Origin of the sequence: Paraburkholderia denitrificans, from assembly GCF_042655705.1 — a bacterium.
Classification (GTDB): Bacteria; Pseudomonadota; Gammaproteobacteria; order Burkholderiales; family Burkholderiaceae; genus Paraburkholderia; species Paraburkholderia denitrificans.
The window spans coordinates 20,278-37,652 of record NZ_JBHSMP010000020.1 but is presented as its reverse complement, the minus strand read 5'-3'; the positions used below and the strand labels follow the sequence as shown (position 1 = coordinate 37,652).

The following is a 17,375-nucleotide window of genomic DNA, read 5'->3' as shown; positions in this document are numbered from 1 at the left end:
CTTCGAAAAAAACGTTGACTCGGCTCGCGCGCCGTCACTAGAATTCGCCTGTTTTCACGAAAGGGGCATATGCCTTGGACAGTTGCAGTAGTCGACCTTCGATCAGTTTTTCTGCCTGACCGGCACGACGCCCGCTTTGAATCTTCCTTAGCCGCCGTCCTGCCAGCAGGCAGACGGTGCGCGCCGCAGTAGCTTCCGCAGTTCTTTCCTCGCGCATCTTTCGATCGACCGCCGTCATGGACGCGTGTGTTGTCGCGCACATTCGTCCAGACGATTTGTCGCAGCGAGCCGTTGGCTCGCGGCGCCGCCTGCTCATACCACGTGCTCACGCCGTCTTGCGCACCGCATGCCGTGCGGATCGACGTGCGGTTTAACACGTCCGCCGATTTTCGATTCGGACTCAAACGACACAGGAGTTCACGATGCCCGACCCTGAACCTTGCCCTTGCACGACTGAACGCGCGTTCTCGCCGAACACCGTTCGCTTCGCCTGACCACCTGGCCACACACGTTCCTTCACCCGCGCGAGCACTTCGCCTCGCGTGAGCGGAAACGATGGCGGGCCTGGTCGAAGGCGCCATGTTTCAAGCTATTGGAGGAATCACCATGTACTTCGCTCTGCTCGTTTCGCAGCTCCCGCACGTCGAAGAATCTCGCACGTACTACAACGACAGGCTCGCGCTTGACACCCGTTCACACGCATCGGCCGGTGTCGCCGCTGCCATCTGGACGGCGCTCAGGAAGCTCGCTCGCTGACACTGCCTGGTGTGGCCGCGCGTGCCCGGAGCCATCTCCGGGCACGATTTTCATTTATTGCGCGCCAAAGCGTCGATGGACGGGCACTCTATCGCGCAGACAATTAAAAGAAAAGAGACCGAGAATTATTGTCATTCAAAGATTGCATAAAAATCAATGGGTTGCATGATTTTATTGTTTGATTGTGTGATAATCCGCGCTCTGATTTTTTAGTCTCTGCATTCAGCCGGAGACATGCGGAGCCACATCCATGAGCGTTAAAGACTCGATTGAAGCCAACCATCACGCCGCGGCCCAGCGCAGCATCGTGGTCAGCGTCTGCACAAACCTGCTCCTCTCGTTCGCGCAAGTCATCATCGGCGTCGTGGCGAGTTCGCAGGCTTTGGTATCCGATGGCGTCCATTCGCTTTCCGATCTCCTGGCCGATTTTGTGGTCCTCCTCGCGGGCCGACAAAGCAGGAAGGGGCCGGACGAAGACCATCCCTATGGACATCGGCGTTTCGAGAATGCTGCGTCCTTCATTCTGGGATTGCTTCTGCTTGTGGTGGGCGGTGGCATGCTCTGGAGCGCCGTCGTGAAGTTCGGCAATCCGGCGGCGATACCGCGCGTGCACGTGGCCGCTTTGTGGGTTGCATCCATCGCGCTTGTCGCGAAGGAATCGCTTTTCCGTTACATGCTCGCCGTGGCGAAGCGCATTCGATCGAGCATGTTGGCCGCGAATGCCTGGCATGCGCGGTCGGATGCCGCGTCATCGCTCGTTGCGGCGCTCGGCATTATTGGCAGCCTGCTCGGCTATCCGATTCTCGATCCTGTCGCGGCACTGATTGTGGGCGTCATGGTGACCCGCATGGGCTGGCAATTTGCGTGGGCCGCTTTGAACGACCTGATGGATCGTGCGGCAGACGAAGACGAAGTCGCCGCTATTCGAGCCACGCTGGCGGCCATGCCCGCCATCGCGGGCTTCCACGACCTTCGGACTCGCAAGATGGGCGACATGATCGTGGTCGACGTTCACCTCGAAGTGAACGCGCGGTTGTCGCTGGTCGAGGCACACGACATCGCGGCGGCTGCGCAGCGCGAGCTCGTCGACAAACATCGGGTGCTGAACGTCATGACGCACATCGATCCTGTGGGTGAAGCGACTCACGGCGAGGCCGGTATTCATGGCCACGATCATGGGCTTCGCCTGTCAAGCTGATGGGGAAGCGTTATTCCTCACCCGGGAATGTGCTGCCGAACATCGGGTAGCCGCCAGCCGACTCGCTACGCGTCGGCTCATCCTGCAGGACGTCCCAATGCTCGACGAGCTTGCCGTCTTCGATGCGCAGGATATCCACGGCAATTATCGCGGCGGGCGCGGCCGAACTCATGTAGCGGCTGTGCAGCCAGACGAAGTTGTCTTTGGCGATCACCATGTCGTACTCGAAACGGACGTCGCCGAGCGATCGCACGAGGCCGAAAAGCCCATCCCGCCCGGCTGGAACGTGACGGCTGTGCTGAACGTAGGAGTCGGACCAGAACTGCGCGGCTCGCTCGTAGTCTTTCCTGTTGAACAGCGTGTCGAGTGCCTCGAGGACGAGCGCTGTGTTCTTCGCTTCGGATGTTGCGGTCATGGCGGAACACCTCTCATTCGACGGGAATCGGATTGTCGACAACGAACTGGTTGAACCGTTCGACCAGCGCGTGTTCGTTGGGTCCTGCGTTATCGCGCATCGGTTTCGCTGCATCGACGACAACCTCGGTCGTTGCGGTTTCAAGCAGCTTCATTGTTTCGGCGATGAATGCGTCAAGCGGCACGGCGCGCGATCCATGTCCCCACCTCGCCGGGTAGGCGTCACGCCGCGATTGCTGAACCTTCCGTTCGAGCATCTACCTTTTAACGCCTGTCGGCAACTGGAACGTGTGAGGACGTTCAGTCCGATGATGCGGCTGGTGGCGGGAACCTTGCAGGTATATGACAAGGAAAAATATGATTGACAACGCACACCCATATAATTAACGTTCGTTTATTGAACGATCGTTCTATAAGAGGAGACGCAATGCAGTCAGACAATTCCACGCCGAAGGTCGTACTGGTAATTGGCGCAGGCGACGCCACGGGCGGGGCGATCGCCGCAAGATTCGCACGCGAAGGCTATATCGCGTGCGTAAGCCGCCGCTCCGCAGACAAGCTGGAACCGCTCGTCAACCGCATTCGGGAGCAGGGCGGCCAGGCATTCGGCTACGGCAGCGATGCGCGCAAGGAAGAGGATGTCGTCGCGCTGATCGAACGTGTTGAGGCCGAGCACGGTCCGATCGAGGCAATGGTATTCAACATCGGCGCCAACGTGCCGTGCAGCATCCTGGAAGAGACGGCGCGCAAATACTTCAAGATCTGGGAGATGGCATGCTTGAGCGCGTTTCTGAACGGCCGCGAAGTGGCAAAGCGCATGGTTGCGCGAGGTCGCGGCACGATCCTGTTTACCGGGGCAACCGCGAGTGTCAGGGGGGCGGCGGATTTTGCGGCCTTCTCCGGTGCAAAGCACGCTCTTCGCGCCCTCGCGCAAAGCATGGCCAGAGAGCTGGGGCCCCGCAACATTCACGTTGCTCACGTGATCGTCGATGGAGCGATCGATACCGATTTCATCCGCACGACATTTCCGGAGCGCTACGCGCTGAAGGAGCAGGACGGCATCCTCAATCCGGAACACATCGCGGAAAACTACTGGTATCTGCACCAGCAGCCGCGCGACGCGTGGACGTTCGAGCTGGATCTGCGTCCGTACATGGAGCGCTGGTAATTCTTCAGCGCCCGCCTACGCACACGCCCACGCCCACGCCCACGCAATGCGAACGTTACTTGAGGTTGTCGAGGCCCAACGCCTCTGCGAGAAAGCGTCTGCTCGAAACAAGTATGTCCCGGCGCGTGCGTTCGCCTGCAACCGTGCGCGCGAGCACGAGGGCGCCAACACATTGGGCCATCACCGCCCAGGCGGCTTCCGGGTTGTCGATCTGCGAACTCCAGCTCTTCTGAATGCGTTTGAGCGACTTCTCGACTTCGGCGCGCGCCGCGGGCGTGGCACGCGCGATTTCCGGGCCGAGTGTCGGCAGCGCGCAGCCCGACTCTGGATGCTGAACATGATGCGTGCTCAGATAGCTGCGCAGACGCTTGGCCAGATCTCCATCGGGAGCGCCAGCGTCGGCTGCGAGCAGATCGGCGCTGTTGGAGGCTTCCTCGCTCACGAGCGCCTCGAAAAGCGCCTGTTTAGAAGGGAAGTGGTTATAGAACGCGGCGCCCGTCAGTCCGATCGATGCCATCAATGCGTCGATGCCGGTGGACGCGAAGCCGTCTTCTTTCGCGATGGCGCGACTGCTCTCGATGAGCTTGCGTCGCGTTTCTTCTTTGTGAGAGCTCGAATAGCGCATGGTCGGTTCCGGACTGAATGGCAAACGAGAATAGCATAACCGTCGTTCAGTTAAAGATGGTTCATCTATTGTTTCGGTGCAATCTCGGGAACGGCTGGCGTCGAAAAACGGCAAGACAGTGCCATGGAGGATTTGAAAATGAAAACAGTCGAGTTTTATTTCGATTTCGGTAGTCCCGCGAGTTATCTCGCCTGGACCCAGCTTCCGGCGATCGCGACGCAGAGCGGCGCCCAGCTTGTCTACCGTCCGGTCCTGCTGGGAGGGATCCACAAGGCGACGAACAATACTTCGCCTGCGGCCATTCCCGCCAAAGGAGCGTGGATGCAAGTGGATCTCGCACGTTTCGCGCGGCGCTATGGCGTCGAGTTCGTGCACAACCCGCACTTTCCGATCAACACGCTGACGCTCATGCGCGGCGCAACCGGCCTGCAGATGCAGGACGAAGCGTCGTTCCTGCGCTACGTCGAGGTTGTGTTCCAGGCGATGTGGGCGCGGCCGCAAAACATGGCCGACCCGGCCATCGTCCGTGCGGTGATCGAGGCGGGCGGTCTCGACGCGTCGCTTCTTTTGCAACTGACCGAAAGCCCCGCGGTGAAGGAAAAGCTGAAGCAGGATACGGAGGCGGCTGTAGCGCGGGGCCTGTTTGGCGCACCGACGATGTTCGTGGGCGACGACATGTTCTTTGGACAGGACCGACTTGATTTCGTCAGGGAAGCACTGGGTTAGCCGGTGCCGCGCCAGTTTGAATTTCTCGGCGTGTTGCCGAAGTCTACCGTTGGGAAGATTTTGAGGAGCGCGTTACGCTGGCGCGCCGCGTTTTCAGGACGTTGTTGCCCGGCCCATCCGCATGCGAGAGCCGGGCAACGGCAGCGCTTATCGGCTCAGTCCGGTCTGCGCGCGGTGCAGCCACTCGCTGTTATGTTCGCGCGCGTGGCGTGGCCAATGCTTCGCGTCGTGCACGATCTCGGCGTAAAGCTCCTGCGCGCGTTTGCGGTCGGCTTCGTCGGGCTGCGCCGCCAGCCAGTCGGCGAACAGGCAGCGCGGCGCCGCGTCGCTCGCGCAGGAAAGCGCCGTCTCGAACGCAGCGCGTGTGCCGCTCGCACCGACCGCGGCCAGGGCCCGCGCATACAGCAAGGCGGGAACGGGTTGCCGGCGTGCGATCGGATGAACGTCGAACAGTTTTTCCAGCGTTTCCTGCGTGGCCAAAGCATCGCCGTTGGCAAACTGCGCCCGCGCCAACCCTTCGAGCAAGGCCGGATCGGATGAGAACGGCCCACTGGCTGCGGCGCGGTAATGCTCCAGCGCTTCGGCGGCGTTGCCCGCATCGAGCAGCGCGGCACCCAGCCGCATGCGATGCGCAACGGTCGGCGCGCGATCGAAATCCGTGCGCGCCTCACGCACCGCCCGGTTGGGATCGACGAACTGCGTGATCGCCCGCGTTGCCGCCGTTGCGCCACGCGACTGGCGCAGGGAGGGCAGGTAAATCACGAAAAAGTAGACCAGACTGCCAAGGCCGGGGAAAAGAAACAGGATGATCAGCCAATACATGTTCTGTCGGCTGCGAACGGCATGTATCGCAAAGAACAGGGCAATGATGACGTAGAGGCTTATTCCGAAGATGCGCATTGACGAGAGGATCAGTAGTGGTGCGTTGCCAGCGGCACGGCGGCGAAATGGCAAAGCGCTATTGTGACAGAAGTGGCAGAAGTTTATTGGCATGCCTGATTGCCGATTGCCCGGCAGATCGCCTGTGCACGCTACAGCCTTTCGACGACGCCACGTGAGCAAGGCCGGATGTGGCGTAGAGGGGATGTGTCGCGACGCATCACGCTGCCGATTCGAACGATGTCATGTGCGCGAGGGCGCTCGTGGCGATTGCGCAGCCGCAGTGACGCGTAATCCGCTCAGATCTGAAACGTATCGGGTACGTGCATGACACGACGTACCGTGACGGCGCCGGAGAAGCTGGAAATCCATGAGCGGCTGCGTTTAGCGTCCGGCGCAATTTGCGAACCACGTGTCATGACCCGCCGGGCTTGTAGGCTTCGAGCTCGGTCGTAAAACGCTGGGTGCGTACGCCATTGCTGCCGTAATACTCCTCTACCGATTTCACCCAGCGGCCGACTTCAGGCACATACCAGAATGCTTTATAGGTGTTGCCGGCTGTCGCCTCAGGCGTGACGTGTTGCGCCTGCGTGAGGAGCGTCGTTTGTCCCGGGCGCGCCTGCGCTGCCTGGACGACTGTGTTCGACGGAGCAATCTGGCCACGCCAGTCGCCTTCCGCTTCGATTTTCAAAGCGTGAAACTTGCCTGCGGGCACTTCGACGTCTTCATATCCGACGACCTTGTATTTCGTCGTCCACGTCGCCGAACTGAGCTTTGGATTCGGATGCGGCTCCGTGTACTGGAGTTCCCAGGTCTTGCCTGTTGTCAGCGGAAACGCCAACGGCCGGTTGACGACGACCTGGTTTCCGCTAATTTCGCGCACCCGGCTCCAGTCCGCGTCGACGATGACTTCGTTGCCGCCGGTGCTGGATCCGACTGGTTTCGATGAAACATAAATATGCGAATCCGTTATGCGCTGGACTGTGATCGCGTCACGCGTCTGGCGCCATCCGTTCGGGCCCGTTTCGACCGTATTGACGTACGTCCAGGAGTCGCCCGCCTTCACCGTCGGCGCGGCGATCGATTGTGCCATGGCTATAACCGGGATACCGCAGGCGAACAGCAAAGCGATTTTTTTCATTTTCAATTGCCTTGACCTTGCGTGACGGTGCCGACGATTTTAACCACTTTTCTGGCGTCGGGCATCGCGTAATCGAGTGTTGTAATTCGATGTAATAAAGCCTCCGCGCCGGCATCGATTTTAACGAATGCCATGGGCGTTCCGTCCTTGATCAATCTCACGACGAATACGCGGTCGTTCGCGAAGCGGATCGGATCCCGATATGTTTGCTATCGCAACCAGTTTCAAGCTTTGAAACCGAAGGTGGTATTTCCATAATCGTCAACGCCGTACTCTCCGGGTTTCAGTTCATCTCAAGGTAATCATTGGGTATCCAGAGGAAACCTGGACCGGGCTTGCCGCGGAACCCCAGTTGCATGGCGAACGACAAAATCCGCCGCATTTAAGGGCCTCGTGCGCACCGTGCGATCCAGACCCCAAATACCCCGGTCAGCCACACGCGGGATTGCGGCAGATCGAGAATCGGCTGTTATCGCGGGTCATGCCGGTTTCGGGCCAGAGGGGCGTTCGCGCAGATGCAGTGCAATCGCATGAATACCTGCCCGTAATCCGGGCTATTCGGGCGATCGGACGCGAGGTCGATCCCCGACAATCGGTAGATTCGCAGGGTGGGCCGTAACTTGCGCCCGCCGGTTGCAAAACTTAACGTATCCACCACCACTCGCGCTTTGTCGAGGCACATATGTCAAGCAACGTTACGATCACGGACGAACTGATTGCTGAAATCGCGGACCGGATGGCCGACGAAGGCCAGAAGATCTCTCCACTGGCTATCTGGTCCGAAGTCCATACCGGCTCGGTCGTCGCGGTGTCCGCCGCATTGCGCAAGTGGCGTGAAGCGCGCACGCCGCGGGTGCCGCAGGTCGTGGAGCGTCCGGCGTTGCCGGAAGTCGTGACGGATACGATGCGCGACGCGCTTGACCGGCTGTGGACGTCGGCGCAGGACGAGGCTGAACGCGCGGTGGCGCGGCGCCTTGCCGCGATGCGCCAGCGCGTGGACGATGCGAGCAGCGAGCGCGACGACGCGCTTGCTGAACTGCAAAGCACCGTCCAGGAGCTCGATTCGTTGCAGGGTCAACTGGATCAATTGACGCGCGCTTACGAGGCGAAGGTCGATTCGGCGGCAGGCTCGGAAGAGGACATCGCGCTCGCGGCGCAGCGGATCGATGCGGCGGAACAACGTGCTCGGGAACTCGCGGCGCGCGTTTCGGTGCTTGAAGCGGAACTGGAGCGCGCGACGTCGGAACTGGCTGCGGAGCGCGAAGCGCGCGCCACCCTTGAGGCTGGTATCGCCGACGAAGACGCGGTGGCGAGTGCTCCGGCCGAGCCGGTGGTTGCCGACGAAGACCGCGAATCGGAGCGTGCGGCGCTGGAGGCTGCGCATTCGGAAGCGGTCGCGCGTCTCGAAGGCGAACTGGACGCGATCCGTGCAGCGCTGCGGGCCGAGCAGGACGCGCATGCGGCCCAGCGGGAAGAGGCCGCCGGGGTGCACGCTGAACGGGATGCCGCAGCGCTCGATCTGCAAAATGCGCAGGCGCAGCTTGCGAGCCTGACCGATGAGCGCCATGTGGCTGCTTCGGAAATCGAGCGGCTCTCTGCGAGCTTGACCGAAGCGCAAGCGCGTGCCGAATCCGCCGAGCAGCACGCCGACGCCGCTCAACAGCAGATCGAAGCCGCCCAGCAGCAGGCTGAAGCCGCCCAGCAACACGCCGAAGCTGTCCAACAGCAGATCGAGGCCGCTCAACAACAGGCCGAAGCCGCCCGGCAACAGGCGGCCGACCTCGCCGAGCGCGCGGCAGCGGGCGAACAGGCGCACGGTGCGGATCAGGCATCGTCAGCGGGTGTCGATCCGCAAGCGCTCGAAGCACTCAAGGCCCAGCTCGCCAGTGAGGCTGAGGTGCATGCCGCTGCGATTGCCGAAGCACGCGAGAACATGAAGAAATGGTCCGAGTATGCAAACGGGCTAAAGCAGCAATTGACCCAGGCCAACGAGAAGATGATCGTCGTCCTTGCACGTGGCGCAGGCGAAGCATCGTTGAGCCGTCGCCTTGCCGCCGAACTGGGCCAGGTCAATCCGGAGCATCAACTGCTGCGCAAGGATCTCCAGCAGCAACTGGTGATCGAAGCGATCAGCGCACAGCTCGAGCAGCAGGGCTACCGTTACGACGCGAAGACGGGCGTGGTGTCGAAGGTGAACGCCGAAAACGTGACGGTATGACGGCGTAGTTGTCTGATCGAAGCTGGCGCGCCGAAGCCGGATAGCGGGCGCGAGCGAATAAAGGGAGCTGGCCGCCTCTGGCCAGCTCTACCGCAGTTCCCGGCAGTCCGCGTTTTCCCCGCACGCCCGATACAAGGGCGATCCTCACATATACGCGCAACCCCGGCCTCGCTTGTGTGCCCGGCGGCTGCGCGAAGCAATCAGCAATCAGCAATCAGCAATCAGCGATCCTCGAATCGGCCGTTTCGGGCGCGTTGCTACCTGCGCCTTGCGGGTCTGGCAGCCGACATCGATACCCGCAATGCGTGCACGACACGCTGACGCAGCATGTGGCCCCTGCGCGCACCTCACTTGCAAATGATTCTCATTGCCACTAACATTACGAAAATCTTTCGACAGCCGCTGCGCTGCCCGGCTGTCCTTCTTTCCTGCGAGCCAGATCCCACCCCTGCAGTTATGTCCGTCCTCGAAACGCCACTCCATCGCGATATGTTCGTCCGGCTATGCCGCATGGGGCCGCTCATCGCGCGCATCGTCGGCGCGGTTTTCGGCGGCTATGTGCTCGGCGCGCTTTCGAGCGTAGCCGCGCTTCTGTTGCCGATTCCGGCGCCACAAGCCGTGTTGACGGGCGCGCTCATCAGCTTCCTCGTGTATGCGGGCGCTGCGATCTGGGTGTTTATCGCGCGCAATCCGTTGCGTGCGTGGTCGGGACTCGTGATCGCAGCAGCGCCGCTCGCATTGGCGGCATGGTTGGCCACATCGGCCGCGGCACGAGCCGAACTGCTGTGAGCCGCGCCGCGATCAACCCGCCCGGGCGCGGCGTCAGGCAGAGCACGGCAGGTCTTCATACGTGGGCTGGCCTGCTGCTCGGCTGGTTGCTCTACGCAATGTTCCTGACCGGCACGGTCAGCTATTTCAGGGAAGAAATTTCGCAGTGGATGCGGCCCGAGGTTGCACGCCTGCGGACTGCGCCCGATCCGGCAGCGCTCGCACAACGGGTGACCGATGCGCTCGAAACGCAGGCGGCAGGCAGCGCGCAATGGAGCATCCGGTTGCCGACGGAGCGCAGCAATGTCGCTACCGCATTCTGGCGCACGCCTGGCGCGGCATCCGGCGAGCGCACGCTCCAGAGCGCAATCTTCGACCCCGCCACGGGCAAGCAACTGGTTGCGCGCGAAACACTCGGCGGCACGCTTTTCCATCGTTTCCACTACGAGTTTTACTACCTGCCTGCCCTGTGGGGCCGATGGCTCGCGGGCCTGTGCGCGATGTTCATGTTCGTGGCGATCATCAGCGGCGTCATTACGCACAAGAAGATCTTCGTCGACTTCTTTACGTTCCGTTGGGGCAAAGGGCAGCGATCATGGCTCGACGCGCATAGCGCGCTTTCGGTCTTCGGCCTGCCGTTTTATCTCATGATTGCGTACACGGGTCTCGTCATGCACATGACGACCTATATGCCATGGGGCGCGCAGGCCGCGCTGAAAACGCCCGCGCAGCAGCAAGCGCTTGCCGCACAGTTGAGCGCTGCTATCCGGCCCGGAAAACCAGAACACATCGCGGTGCCGCTTGCGCGCGTCGATGCGATGGTGCGCGAGGCCCAGCTTCGCTGGGGCACGAATAATGTGCAGCGCGTGACGGTGACGAACCCGGGCGATACGAGCGCGCGTGTGGCGGTTTCGCGCGGCGATGTTGCACGCGTTTCGTTGAGTCCACAGTATCTGCTGTTCGACGGTACGACCGGCCAGTTGCTCGAAGCGAAGGAGAGCGTGGGCGCAGCGGCTGAAACGCGCGGCGTGCTGGCCGCGCTGCATAGAGGCCGGTTTAGCGATCTGCCGTTACGTTGGCTTTATTTCAGCCTGGGACTCGGCGGCACGGCCATGATCGGCACCGGGCTCGTGATGTGGACCGTGAAGCGCCGCCAGCGCCTGCCCGATCCCGAGCGGCCGTACTTTGGTTTTCGTCTGGTCGAGCACCTGAATGTCGCGGTTATCGCGGGTTTGCCCGTCGCCATGGCCAGCTATCTATGGGCCAATCGATTGCTGCCTGTATCGATGACTCATCGCGCCGATGCGGAGATCAACGTGTTCTTCGGCGTCTGGGGCGCGGCATTGCTATTTGCGCTCGTTCGCCCCGCGAAGCGCGCGTGGATCGGACTGCTCTGGTGCGCAGCGGCGCTGCTGGCGCTCGTGCCTGTGGTGAATGCGCTGACCACTGCGCGCCCATTCTGGCGCAGCGTTGCTACCGGCGACTGGGTGTACGCGGGCTTCGATCTGGCGATGTGGGCGTTTGCCGCATTGCATGCGACGCTCGCGCTGCGCGCGGCACGGCATCGACCTCGCGTTCGGACCACGCACGCGCACGCCGCTGTCTCGCAGCCGCAGGACGCGTGATGCCGATTTACGTCCTGTTTTACGTCCTGCTCCTGTGCGTACTGGCCTTTGCGTGCCTCGCCCTTGCGATGGCGCGCCATCAGGAAGCGGTTTTCGGCAAGCTGCTTTCCTGCGCTGCGTCACGCGTTTTTCGAGGCGGTGGATGGAGTGGCCTGCTCATGGCGCTGTGGCTGTCGGTGTCCGCGGGACACGTTTGGGCACTGGGGCTCGTCTACTTCGTTGGTTGCACAAGTTTTTCCGCTGGCGTCGTCTACGGTGCCCTCATCGCGCATGAGCGATGGTTCGCAGCGCGGTGACGCGTTATCCGGCTGCGCGATCCGGGTCATCGAATCACGCCGCTGGTTGGCTAGCGGTCCTGGATTCAGCCGGGAACATGTGTGCTTTTTACCGAACCGTGCAGCGTGCCGATGTCTGCGCGAGTCGGTTTTCGATGTCGAACGCAGCCGAACCTTAGAGGCATTTCCGACAACGCGTTCATCCACGGCGGAACGGTTGCCGATTGCCCCGCCATCATCATGAAGTGAGTACATAGCCCATGCTCTTCGCCGCTCGAACGGATCGCAGTGTCGTCACCGCCGTCGCCCTCGTCGTGGTGCTACATGCTGCGTCGATCGCGTTCATGCTGGGGCGGCGCGACGCTGCCGCGCCGGTCGCGCTCAATTCGCAGACGATCGCCGCCGAACTGCTGGCGCCCGAACCCGTTGCGGCGCCGCCCGCCATTCAGTCGACGCCCACGCCTGCGCCGCCCAAATCCTCCCCGCCCGTCACGCGCGAAAAACCACGGGTTCAGCCGAAGCCGAAATCCGTGCCGCTGCCGCTCGCGCAGGCACCGTCGCAACATCCGGTCGAGGCGGAACCGCCCGCCGCGCCGACGACGACTGCGCCCGCCGAATCGTCTCCGGCTCCGGCGCCCGCCGCAGCGGCAGCGCCTGCAGCGGGCAAGCCGACGATGGCAATGAACGCGCCGAAAAGCGTCTCGCACCTCGACTGCCGGATCGTGCAGCCGGATTACCCGATGCTGTCGAAGCGGCGCGGCGAGACCGGTATCGCCTATGTGCGCTTCGTGGTTGGCGTGAGCGGTCGGATCGAGAACATCGAATTGCAGAAAACGAGCGGCTACAGCCGTCTCGATGATGCCGCGCTCGCCGCAATGCGCGACAGCGCGTGCAAGCCGTATCTGGAAAACGGCGAGCCGGTGCGCGCCGCGTACACGCAACCTTTTAATTTCAGCCTGCGCGACTGAGCGCGATCGAATCCAGCAGTTTCGTGAACCACCAAGAGGAATGACTATGCAGAACTACGGTATCGCCCACGTATGGGCGCAAGGGGATTTCGTGACGCGCAGTATCGCGATCACGCTGCTGATCATGTCGGTGCTGTCGTGGTGTGTGATCGTCGTGAAAGGGTGGAACGTCGTGCGCCTGACGCGGCTCACGAAAAACACTGAACGGGCGTTCTGGCATTCGGACGATTTCACGGATGGCGTGAAGAAGCTCGGCCATGGCGGTCGCGAAGGCAATCCGTTTCTGGCGCTCGCGCTATCGGGCCAGGAAGCTGCCGAGCACCATCACCAGACGCAGCCGCATCTGCACGACGGGATGGATTTTTCGGACTGGATCACACGCTGCCTGAAAGACACGATGGACGACGCAATCGCAAAGATGCAAAGCGGTCTTGCGGTGCTCGCATCGATCGGCAGCACGGCGCCGTTCGTCGGCCTGTTCGGCACCGTATGGGGCATCTACCACGCGCTGCTGCAGATCGGCGCGTCGGGACAGAGTTCGATTGACGCGGTTGCCGGGCCGGTCGGCGAGGCACTGATCATGACCGCGTTCGGCCTGTTCGTCGCGATTCCCGCGGTGCTCGGCTATAACGCGCTGACCCGCGCGAACAAGGGCGTCGTCACGAAGCTGAATCGTTTTGCGCACAGTCTGCATGGGTACTTCGTGACGGGCGCGCGGCTCGCGTCGTCGAAGGGCAATTTACGCGTCGCCACGCGCGGCCAGTGACGACGGAGGCTTGCGATGGGAATGAACACCTTTTCGAGCGACGATGACGACGGTCTCATGAACGAGATCAACATGACGCCGCTTGTCGACGTGATGCTGGTTTTGCTAATCGTATTCATGGTGACGATTCCGGTGATCCGCCACGCGGTGAAGATCGAATTGCCGCATGCGAGCAGCCAGAAGGAGGACACGAAACCCGCGCAGATCGACGTGTCGATTCAGGCGGACGGCACGGTGTTGTGGGACGGCGCGCCGGTCGACAGTGCCGCGCTGGGCGCAAAGATCGCATCGGCCGCGCAGGCCGCGCCGCAGCCCGTGCTGCGTTTGAGCGCCGACCGCAAGGTTGCGTATGAGAAGGTCGCGCAGTTAATGTCGGCTGCGCAGCGCGGCGGTCTCGCGAAGATTGGATTCGTGACCGATCCCGTGAAGGATTGAGCCGGTAGCGCTTTTGCTGCCCGATTCAGATCTTGATCTTGCGACGACGTAGATAAACCAGCGCAACAATCGCAACAATCGCGGCAATAAAGCCCGATGCCGCGCCGACGCCGAGCGCGAAGCGAGGGCCGAGCGTATCGGCGACCCATCCGACAAGCGGCGCGCCCAGCGGCGTGCAGCCGAGAAAGATGGCCATGTAGATCGCCATGACGCGTCCGCGCATGGCGGGGTGCGTTTGCAGCTGAACGAGGCTGTTGGTCGAGGTTGTGAAGGTCTGCGCGACGGCGCCGAGCGCCACGAGGACAATGCCGAACGACCAGACATTGGGCATCACCGCCGCGAGAGTGCAAACGACGCCGAAGGCCAGCGCGCTGGCCACCAGAACGACTAGCCGCGGCGTCTCGCGCCCGGCTGCAAACAACGCACCGACGACCGAGCCAACCGCCATCGCCGAAGACAGCGCGCCGTACAAATGCGGCCCGCCATGAAACGTGGAAAGCGACATCGTCGAAATGAAAATCGGAAAATTCAGCCCATAGGTTCCGATCAGGAACAGCATCGTCAGCGCGATCAGCAGATCGGGTCTGTGCCGTATGTAGCGCAGGCCGTCGGCCATGCCCGCGCCGGACGCTGCGGCGCGGGGCAGGCGGCGGAGTTCGCTGATGCGCATTTTGAACAGCGACGCCAGCACGGCGATGAAACTCAAGCCGTTGATAAAGAAAAGCCATCCGGTTCCAATGGCCGCGATCATCACGCCAGCGACCGCCGGGCCGATAAGCTGCGCGCTATTGAACAAGGTCGAATTCAATGCCACGGCGTTCGCCAGATCTTCATCGCCGACGAGTTCGGCAATGAAGGTCTGACGCACCGGCGAATCAAATGCGCTGATGCATCCCATGAGCGCGGCAAACAGATAGACATACCCGAGCGTGACCCATCCCGTGACGACCAGCACACCAAGGCCGATGGCGGTCGCCGCCATGGCGGATTGCGTGACCAGCAACAACTTGCGGCGATCGACGCGGTCGGCGACCATACCGGCGATCGGCATGAGGATGATCGGCGGGCCAAACTGGAGCGACATGACGATGCCGACCGCAGCGCCGCTGTGCTGGGTCAACCGTGTCAGCACGAGCCAGTCCTGCGCGATGCGCTGCATCCACGTGCCGACGTTCGAAACGAAAGCGCCGGCCGCCCACACGCGATAGTTGTACCGCTCAAGCGAGCGAAACACGCTCTTGAGCCAGGCGAGAAGACTGGCGCGCGAAGCGGGTGGGGGCGAGGTCATTGCCGGGAGGTCGAACGGTTTCAGGTTAAAAGCGATTTTGTCCCGATACTACGATCCAATGCCACATCTGGCTCGACAACGCCAGTCCGATCTATATTTTTCTGTTCAGTTTTTGCGCCATGAGCACTGGCGCGCGGGTAACGGGAAAGTGTAGCGGGCGATGCACCAACCCCTATCCCGAGCGCCGGACCTGAGGCAAACTACGCGCTGCAATTCGGCGATACCGCTGTTATGCCGGCATCGACCTGATACCTTCCAAACTCAACGATTCCGGGGCCTGTTCGACGCCGGATCATGTCACATGTCAAAAATTGCTGTCCTCGGAGCCGGTGTTACCGGCGTAACGACTGCGTACGCGCTTTGTCAACGCGGCTTTGAGGTCACCGTATTCGAGCGTCACCGCTACGCGGCAATGGAAACTTCGTTTGCCAATGGCGGGCAACTTTCGGCGTGCAATGCCGAAGTCTGGAATAGCCTCGCAACGGTTGCCAAAGGGTTGCGCTGGATGTTGACGCAGGATGCTCCCGTCCTGATGAATCCGCGCCCCAGTTGGCACAAATACAGTTGGCTCGGCGAATTTCTCAAGGAGATTCCCCGTTATCGCGACAACACCATCGAAGCTGTGCGTCTCGCTCTCGCTGCGCGGAATCATCTGTTCTCGATTGCCGAGCGCGAGCGCATCGATTTCGATCACGAGAAACGCGGCATTCTCCATTTCTACGCGACCCGCGATGAATTCGAGGTGGCGTCAAAGGTCAACGCGCTGTTGCGCGAAGGCGGTCTGGAGCGTCGTCCAGTGACGCCGGATGAAATCCATTCGCTCGAACCAACGCTGCGTGGCGAATTTTTCGGGGGATTTTTCACCGAGTCGGATTCGACCGGCGATATTCACAAGTTCACCCGTGGTCTTGCCGATGCCTGTGTGCGCCTTGGCGTCGACTTTCACTACGACGCGCGCGTTCAACACATCGCGCACGAGCGCTCGGGAAAAGTGGTGCTCAGTGTCGAGGAGGGCGCGGAAACCGTCCAGTCCACGTTCGACGGTGTAGTGATATGCGCTGGCGTCGAAAGCCGTGCCTTCGCTTCGGCCTTGGGAGACCACGTCAACATCTATCCCGTGAAAGGCTATTCAATCACGGTGTGTCTCGACGATCCGCAAAGCCGCGACAATGCGCCGTGGAAAAGCATGCATGACGACAAGGCGAAGATTGTCACCAGCCGGCTTGGAGAGGACCGGTTCAGAGTGGCTGGAACGGCGGAATGGAACGGCTTCAATCGAGACATTCGCGCCGACCGGATCGAGCCTCTGGTGAGGTGGGTGCGCGAGTATTTCCCCGGCGTCGCGACTTCGCGCGTTATACCGTGGGCTGGCTTGCGTCCGATGTTGCCGCGCATGGTGCCCCGTGTGGGGCGCGGCAAACGAGACGGCGTCTTCTACAACACCGGGCATGGCCATCTGGGCTGGACGTTTTCCGCAGCAACGGCCGATATGGTCGCCAATGTTGTGTCAAACGAAATGCCGGGCCGCGAGATGCATTAACCGGAGGTTCGGCGCGGCGGACAGCATTTACGCCGCGCCGCGCGCAGAACCCGCAAAGGCAGAAATCGAATGCTTCAGGCTATTGCCCGATGCGATCTACCTTGAGTGATTTAATCGACTCGGTTACCTGATCGACAATTCGTTTGGCTTCCTGCATATCGAAATCGGCGTGGAAGCGCTTTTTCACGCCGCACTCGGCCAGCTGGACGTGTTCATTGGGCGCGATGCCGTGCCGCTCCAGGCACTTTTGCGCACAAAATAGCGGGCAACCGTCGATTACGATGATAGGGCGGCCGGAACGGGCCACTTTCACCAGGGACGGGACGTCTCCGCCGACGCCAGCGATACACGACATTTCCGCTACGCCGCGACGGTCTAGCTGCAACGCTACGTAGTTGGCCATCTGCGCGGCACTCGAGCAGCCGGAGCATGAATAGACGAGCGGCAATTTTTTACTGTCGGCGGACATCCGGGAACCTCTCTCAAATCAGATTCGAACAGGCAGGTGCGCACCGCTTGATGGCGGTGCGCTTGCGCGCTGAACGGATCCCGAATCGTCTCCGAGTTGTCCCTGAATTGTTCAAT

General features: G+C 61.6%; 20 protein-coding genes and 1 pseudogene. 12 read left to right on the top strand and 9 right to left on the bottom strand.

Annotated features, from left to right (window positions below; all coding sequences use genetic code 11):
- Positions 1-37: 37 nt before the first annotated feature.
- Entirely contained in the window at positions 38-238 is a 201-nt protein-coding gene (locus ACFPTO_RS17070) for a hypothetical protein (RefSeq protein ID WP_377713002.1), read from the bottom strand.
- A 368-nt stretch (positions 239-606) separates the two neighbouring features.
- On the opposite strand from ACFPTO_RS17070, the gene ACFPTO_RS17065 reads away from it, so the two are divergent.
- Together ACFPTO_RS17065 and ACFPTO_RS17060 are read left to right on the top strand one after the other, a co-directional pair.
- Positions 607-756, top strand: coding sequence for a hypothetical protein (locus ACFPTO_RS17065; protein WP_377713000.1), 150 nt, complete (start codon positions 607-609; stop codon positions 754-756).
- A 250-nt stretch (positions 757-1,006) separates the two neighbouring features.
- Positions 1,007-1,954, top strand: coding sequence for a cation diffusion facilitator family transporter (locus tag ACFPTO_RS17060; protein WP_377712999.1), 948 nt, complete (start codon positions 1,007-1,009; stop codon positions 1,952-1,954).
- A gap of 10 nt (positions 1,955-1,964) precedes the next feature.
- Here the strand turns inward: ACFPTO_RS17060 and ACFPTO_RS17055 are convergent, their stop codons facing one another.
- Together ACFPTO_RS17055 and ACFPTO_RS17050 are read right to left on the bottom strand one after the other, a co-directional pair.
- Positions 1,965-2,369 (bottom strand): nuclear transport factor 2 family protein, encoded by a 405-nt coding sequence (locus tag ACFPTO_RS17055; protein ID WP_377712997.1) that lies wholly within the window; start codon positions 2,367-2,369, stop codon positions 1,965-1,967.
- A gap of 13 nt (positions 2,370-2,382) precedes the next feature.
- Positions 2,383-2,559, bottom strand: a pseudogene (locus tag ACFPTO_RS17050) (short-chain dehydrogenase); the annotation flags it as partial.
- Between the two features lie 236 nt (positions 2,560-2,795).
- Here ACFPTO_RS17050 and ACFPTO_RS17045 point away from each other — a divergent pair.
- Positions 2,796-3,536 carry an SDR family oxidoreductase gene (locus ACFPTO_RS17045; protein ID WP_377713331.1) on the top strand — a complete coding sequence of 247 codons (741 nt, stop codon included), beginning with the start codon at positions 2,796-2,798 and terminating at the stop codon, positions 3,534-3,536.
- A gap of 55 nt (positions 3,537-3,591) precedes the next feature.
- Here the strand turns inward: ACFPTO_RS17045 and ACFPTO_RS17040 are convergent, their stop codons facing one another.
- Entirely contained in the window at positions 3,592-4,161 is a 570-nt protein-coding gene (locus ACFPTO_RS17040) for a TetR/AcrR family transcriptional regulator (RefSeq protein ID WP_377712995.1), read from the bottom strand.
- Positions 4,162-4,299: 138 nt separating this feature from the next.
- Here ACFPTO_RS17040 and ACFPTO_RS17035 point away from each other — a divergent pair, with 138 nt between their 5' ends.
- Positions 4,300-4,887 carry a 2-hydroxychromene-2-carboxylate isomerase gene (locus ACFPTO_RS17035; RefSeq protein WP_377712993.1) on the top strand — a complete coding sequence of 196 codons (588 nt, stop codon included), beginning with the start codon at positions 4,300-4,302 and terminating at the stop codon, positions 4,885-4,887.
- A 147-nt stretch (positions 4,888-5,034) separates the two neighbouring features.
- On the opposite strand, the gene ACFPTO_RS17030 is transcribed toward ACFPTO_RS17035, so the two are convergent.
- From ACFPTO_RS17030 to ACFPTO_RS17020, 3 genes are all read right to left on the bottom strand, one after another.
- A complete protein-coding gene (locus ACFPTO_RS17030; protein ID WP_377712991.1) occupies positions 5,035-5,787 on the bottom strand; it encodes a hypothetical protein in 753 nt (250 codons plus the stop codon).
- 394 nt (positions 5,788-6,181) lie between these two features.
- Positions 6,182-6,907, bottom strand: a complete 726-nt coding sequence (locus ACFPTO_RS17025; RefSeq protein WP_377712990.1) for a hypothetical protein — start codon at positions 6,905-6,907, stop codon at positions 6,182-6,184.
- Positions 6,908-6,909: 2 nt separating this feature from the next.
- Positions 6,910-7,041, bottom strand: coding sequence for a hypothetical protein (locus tag ACFPTO_RS17020; protein ID WP_377712988.1), 132 nt, complete (start codon positions 7,039-7,041; stop codon positions 6,910-6,912).
- Between the two features lie 548 nt (positions 7,042-7,589).
- On the opposite strand from ACFPTO_RS17020, the gene ACFPTO_RS17015 reads away from it, so the two are divergent.
- The 7 genes from ACFPTO_RS17015 to ACFPTO_RS16985 all read left to right on the top strand — a co-directional run bounded on the left by ACFPTO_RS17015 (position 7,590) and on the right by ACFPTO_RS16985 (position 13,962).
- Positions 7,590-9,125 (top strand): DNA-binding protein, encoded by a 1,536-nt coding sequence (locus ACFPTO_RS17015; RefSeq protein WP_377712987.1) that lies wholly within the window; start codon positions 7,590-7,592, stop codon positions 9,123-9,125.
- A gap of 510 nt (positions 9,126-9,635) precedes the next feature.
- The gene (locus tag ACFPTO_RS17010; protein ID WP_377712985.1) at positions 9,636-9,914 is read left to right on the top strand and encodes a DUF3649 domain-containing protein; all 279 of its coding nucleotides are present in this window, start codon (positions 9,636-9,638) and stop codon (positions 9,912-9,914) included.
- A complete protein-coding gene (locus ACFPTO_RS17005) occupies positions 9,872-11,518 on the top strand; it encodes a PepSY-associated TM helix domain-containing protein (RefSeq protein WP_377712983.1) in 1,647 nt (548 codons plus the stop codon). Before ACFPTO_RS17010 ends, ACFPTO_RS17005 begins: the two co-directional genes overlap by 43 nt.
- Positions 11,518-11,814 (top strand): DUF3325 domain-containing protein, encoded by a 297-nt coding sequence (locus ACFPTO_RS17000; RefSeq protein WP_377712981.1) that lies wholly within the window; start codon positions 11,518-11,520, stop codon positions 11,812-11,814. The genes ACFPTO_RS17005 and ACFPTO_RS17000 overlap by 1 nt, the downstream gene beginning before the upstream one ends.
- 239 nt (positions 11,815-12,053) lie before the next feature.
- On the top strand, positions 12,054-12,761 hold the full coding sequence (locus tag ACFPTO_RS16995; RefSeq protein ID WP_377712979.1) for an energy transducer TonB: 708 nt from the start codon (positions 12,054-12,056) through the stop codon (positions 12,759-12,761).
- A 46-nt stretch (positions 12,762-12,807) separates the two neighbouring features.
- Complete coding sequence (locus ACFPTO_RS16990) at positions 12,808-13,527, top strand: MotA/TolQ/ExbB proton channel family protein (protein WP_377712977.1); 720 nt, start codon at positions 12,808-12,810, stop codon at positions 13,525-13,527.
- 15 nt (positions 13,528-13,542) lie between these two features.
- Positions 13,543-13,962, top strand: a complete 420-nt coding sequence (locus ACFPTO_RS16985; protein ID WP_377712975.1) for an ExbD/TolR family protein — start codon at positions 13,543-13,545, stop codon at positions 13,960-13,962.
- Positions 13,963-13,987: 25 nt separating this feature from the next.
- Here the strand turns inward: ACFPTO_RS16985 and ACFPTO_RS16980 are convergent, their stop codons facing one another.
- On the bottom strand, positions 13,988-15,250 hold the full coding sequence (locus tag ACFPTO_RS16980) for an MFS transporter (protein ID WP_377712973.1): 1,263 nt from the start codon (positions 15,248-15,250) through the stop codon (positions 13,988-13,990).
- A gap of 301 nt (positions 15,251-15,551) precedes the next feature.
- Between ACFPTO_RS16980 and ACFPTO_RS16975 the strand changes: the two genes are divergently transcribed.
- On the top strand, positions 15,552-16,790 hold the full coding sequence (locus ACFPTO_RS16975; protein WP_377712971.1) for a D-amino acid dehydrogenase: 1,239 nt from the start codon (positions 15,552-15,554) through the stop codon (positions 16,788-16,790).
- Positions 16,791-16,869: 79 nt separating this feature from the next.
- On the opposite strand, the gene ACFPTO_RS16970 is transcribed toward ACFPTO_RS16975, so the two are convergent.
- Positions 16,870-17,259, bottom strand: coding sequence for a putative zinc-binding protein (locus ACFPTO_RS16970; protein WP_377712969.1), 390 nt, complete (start codon positions 17,257-17,259; stop codon positions 16,870-16,872).
- Between the last annotated feature and the right edge of the window lie 116 nt (positions 17,260-17,375).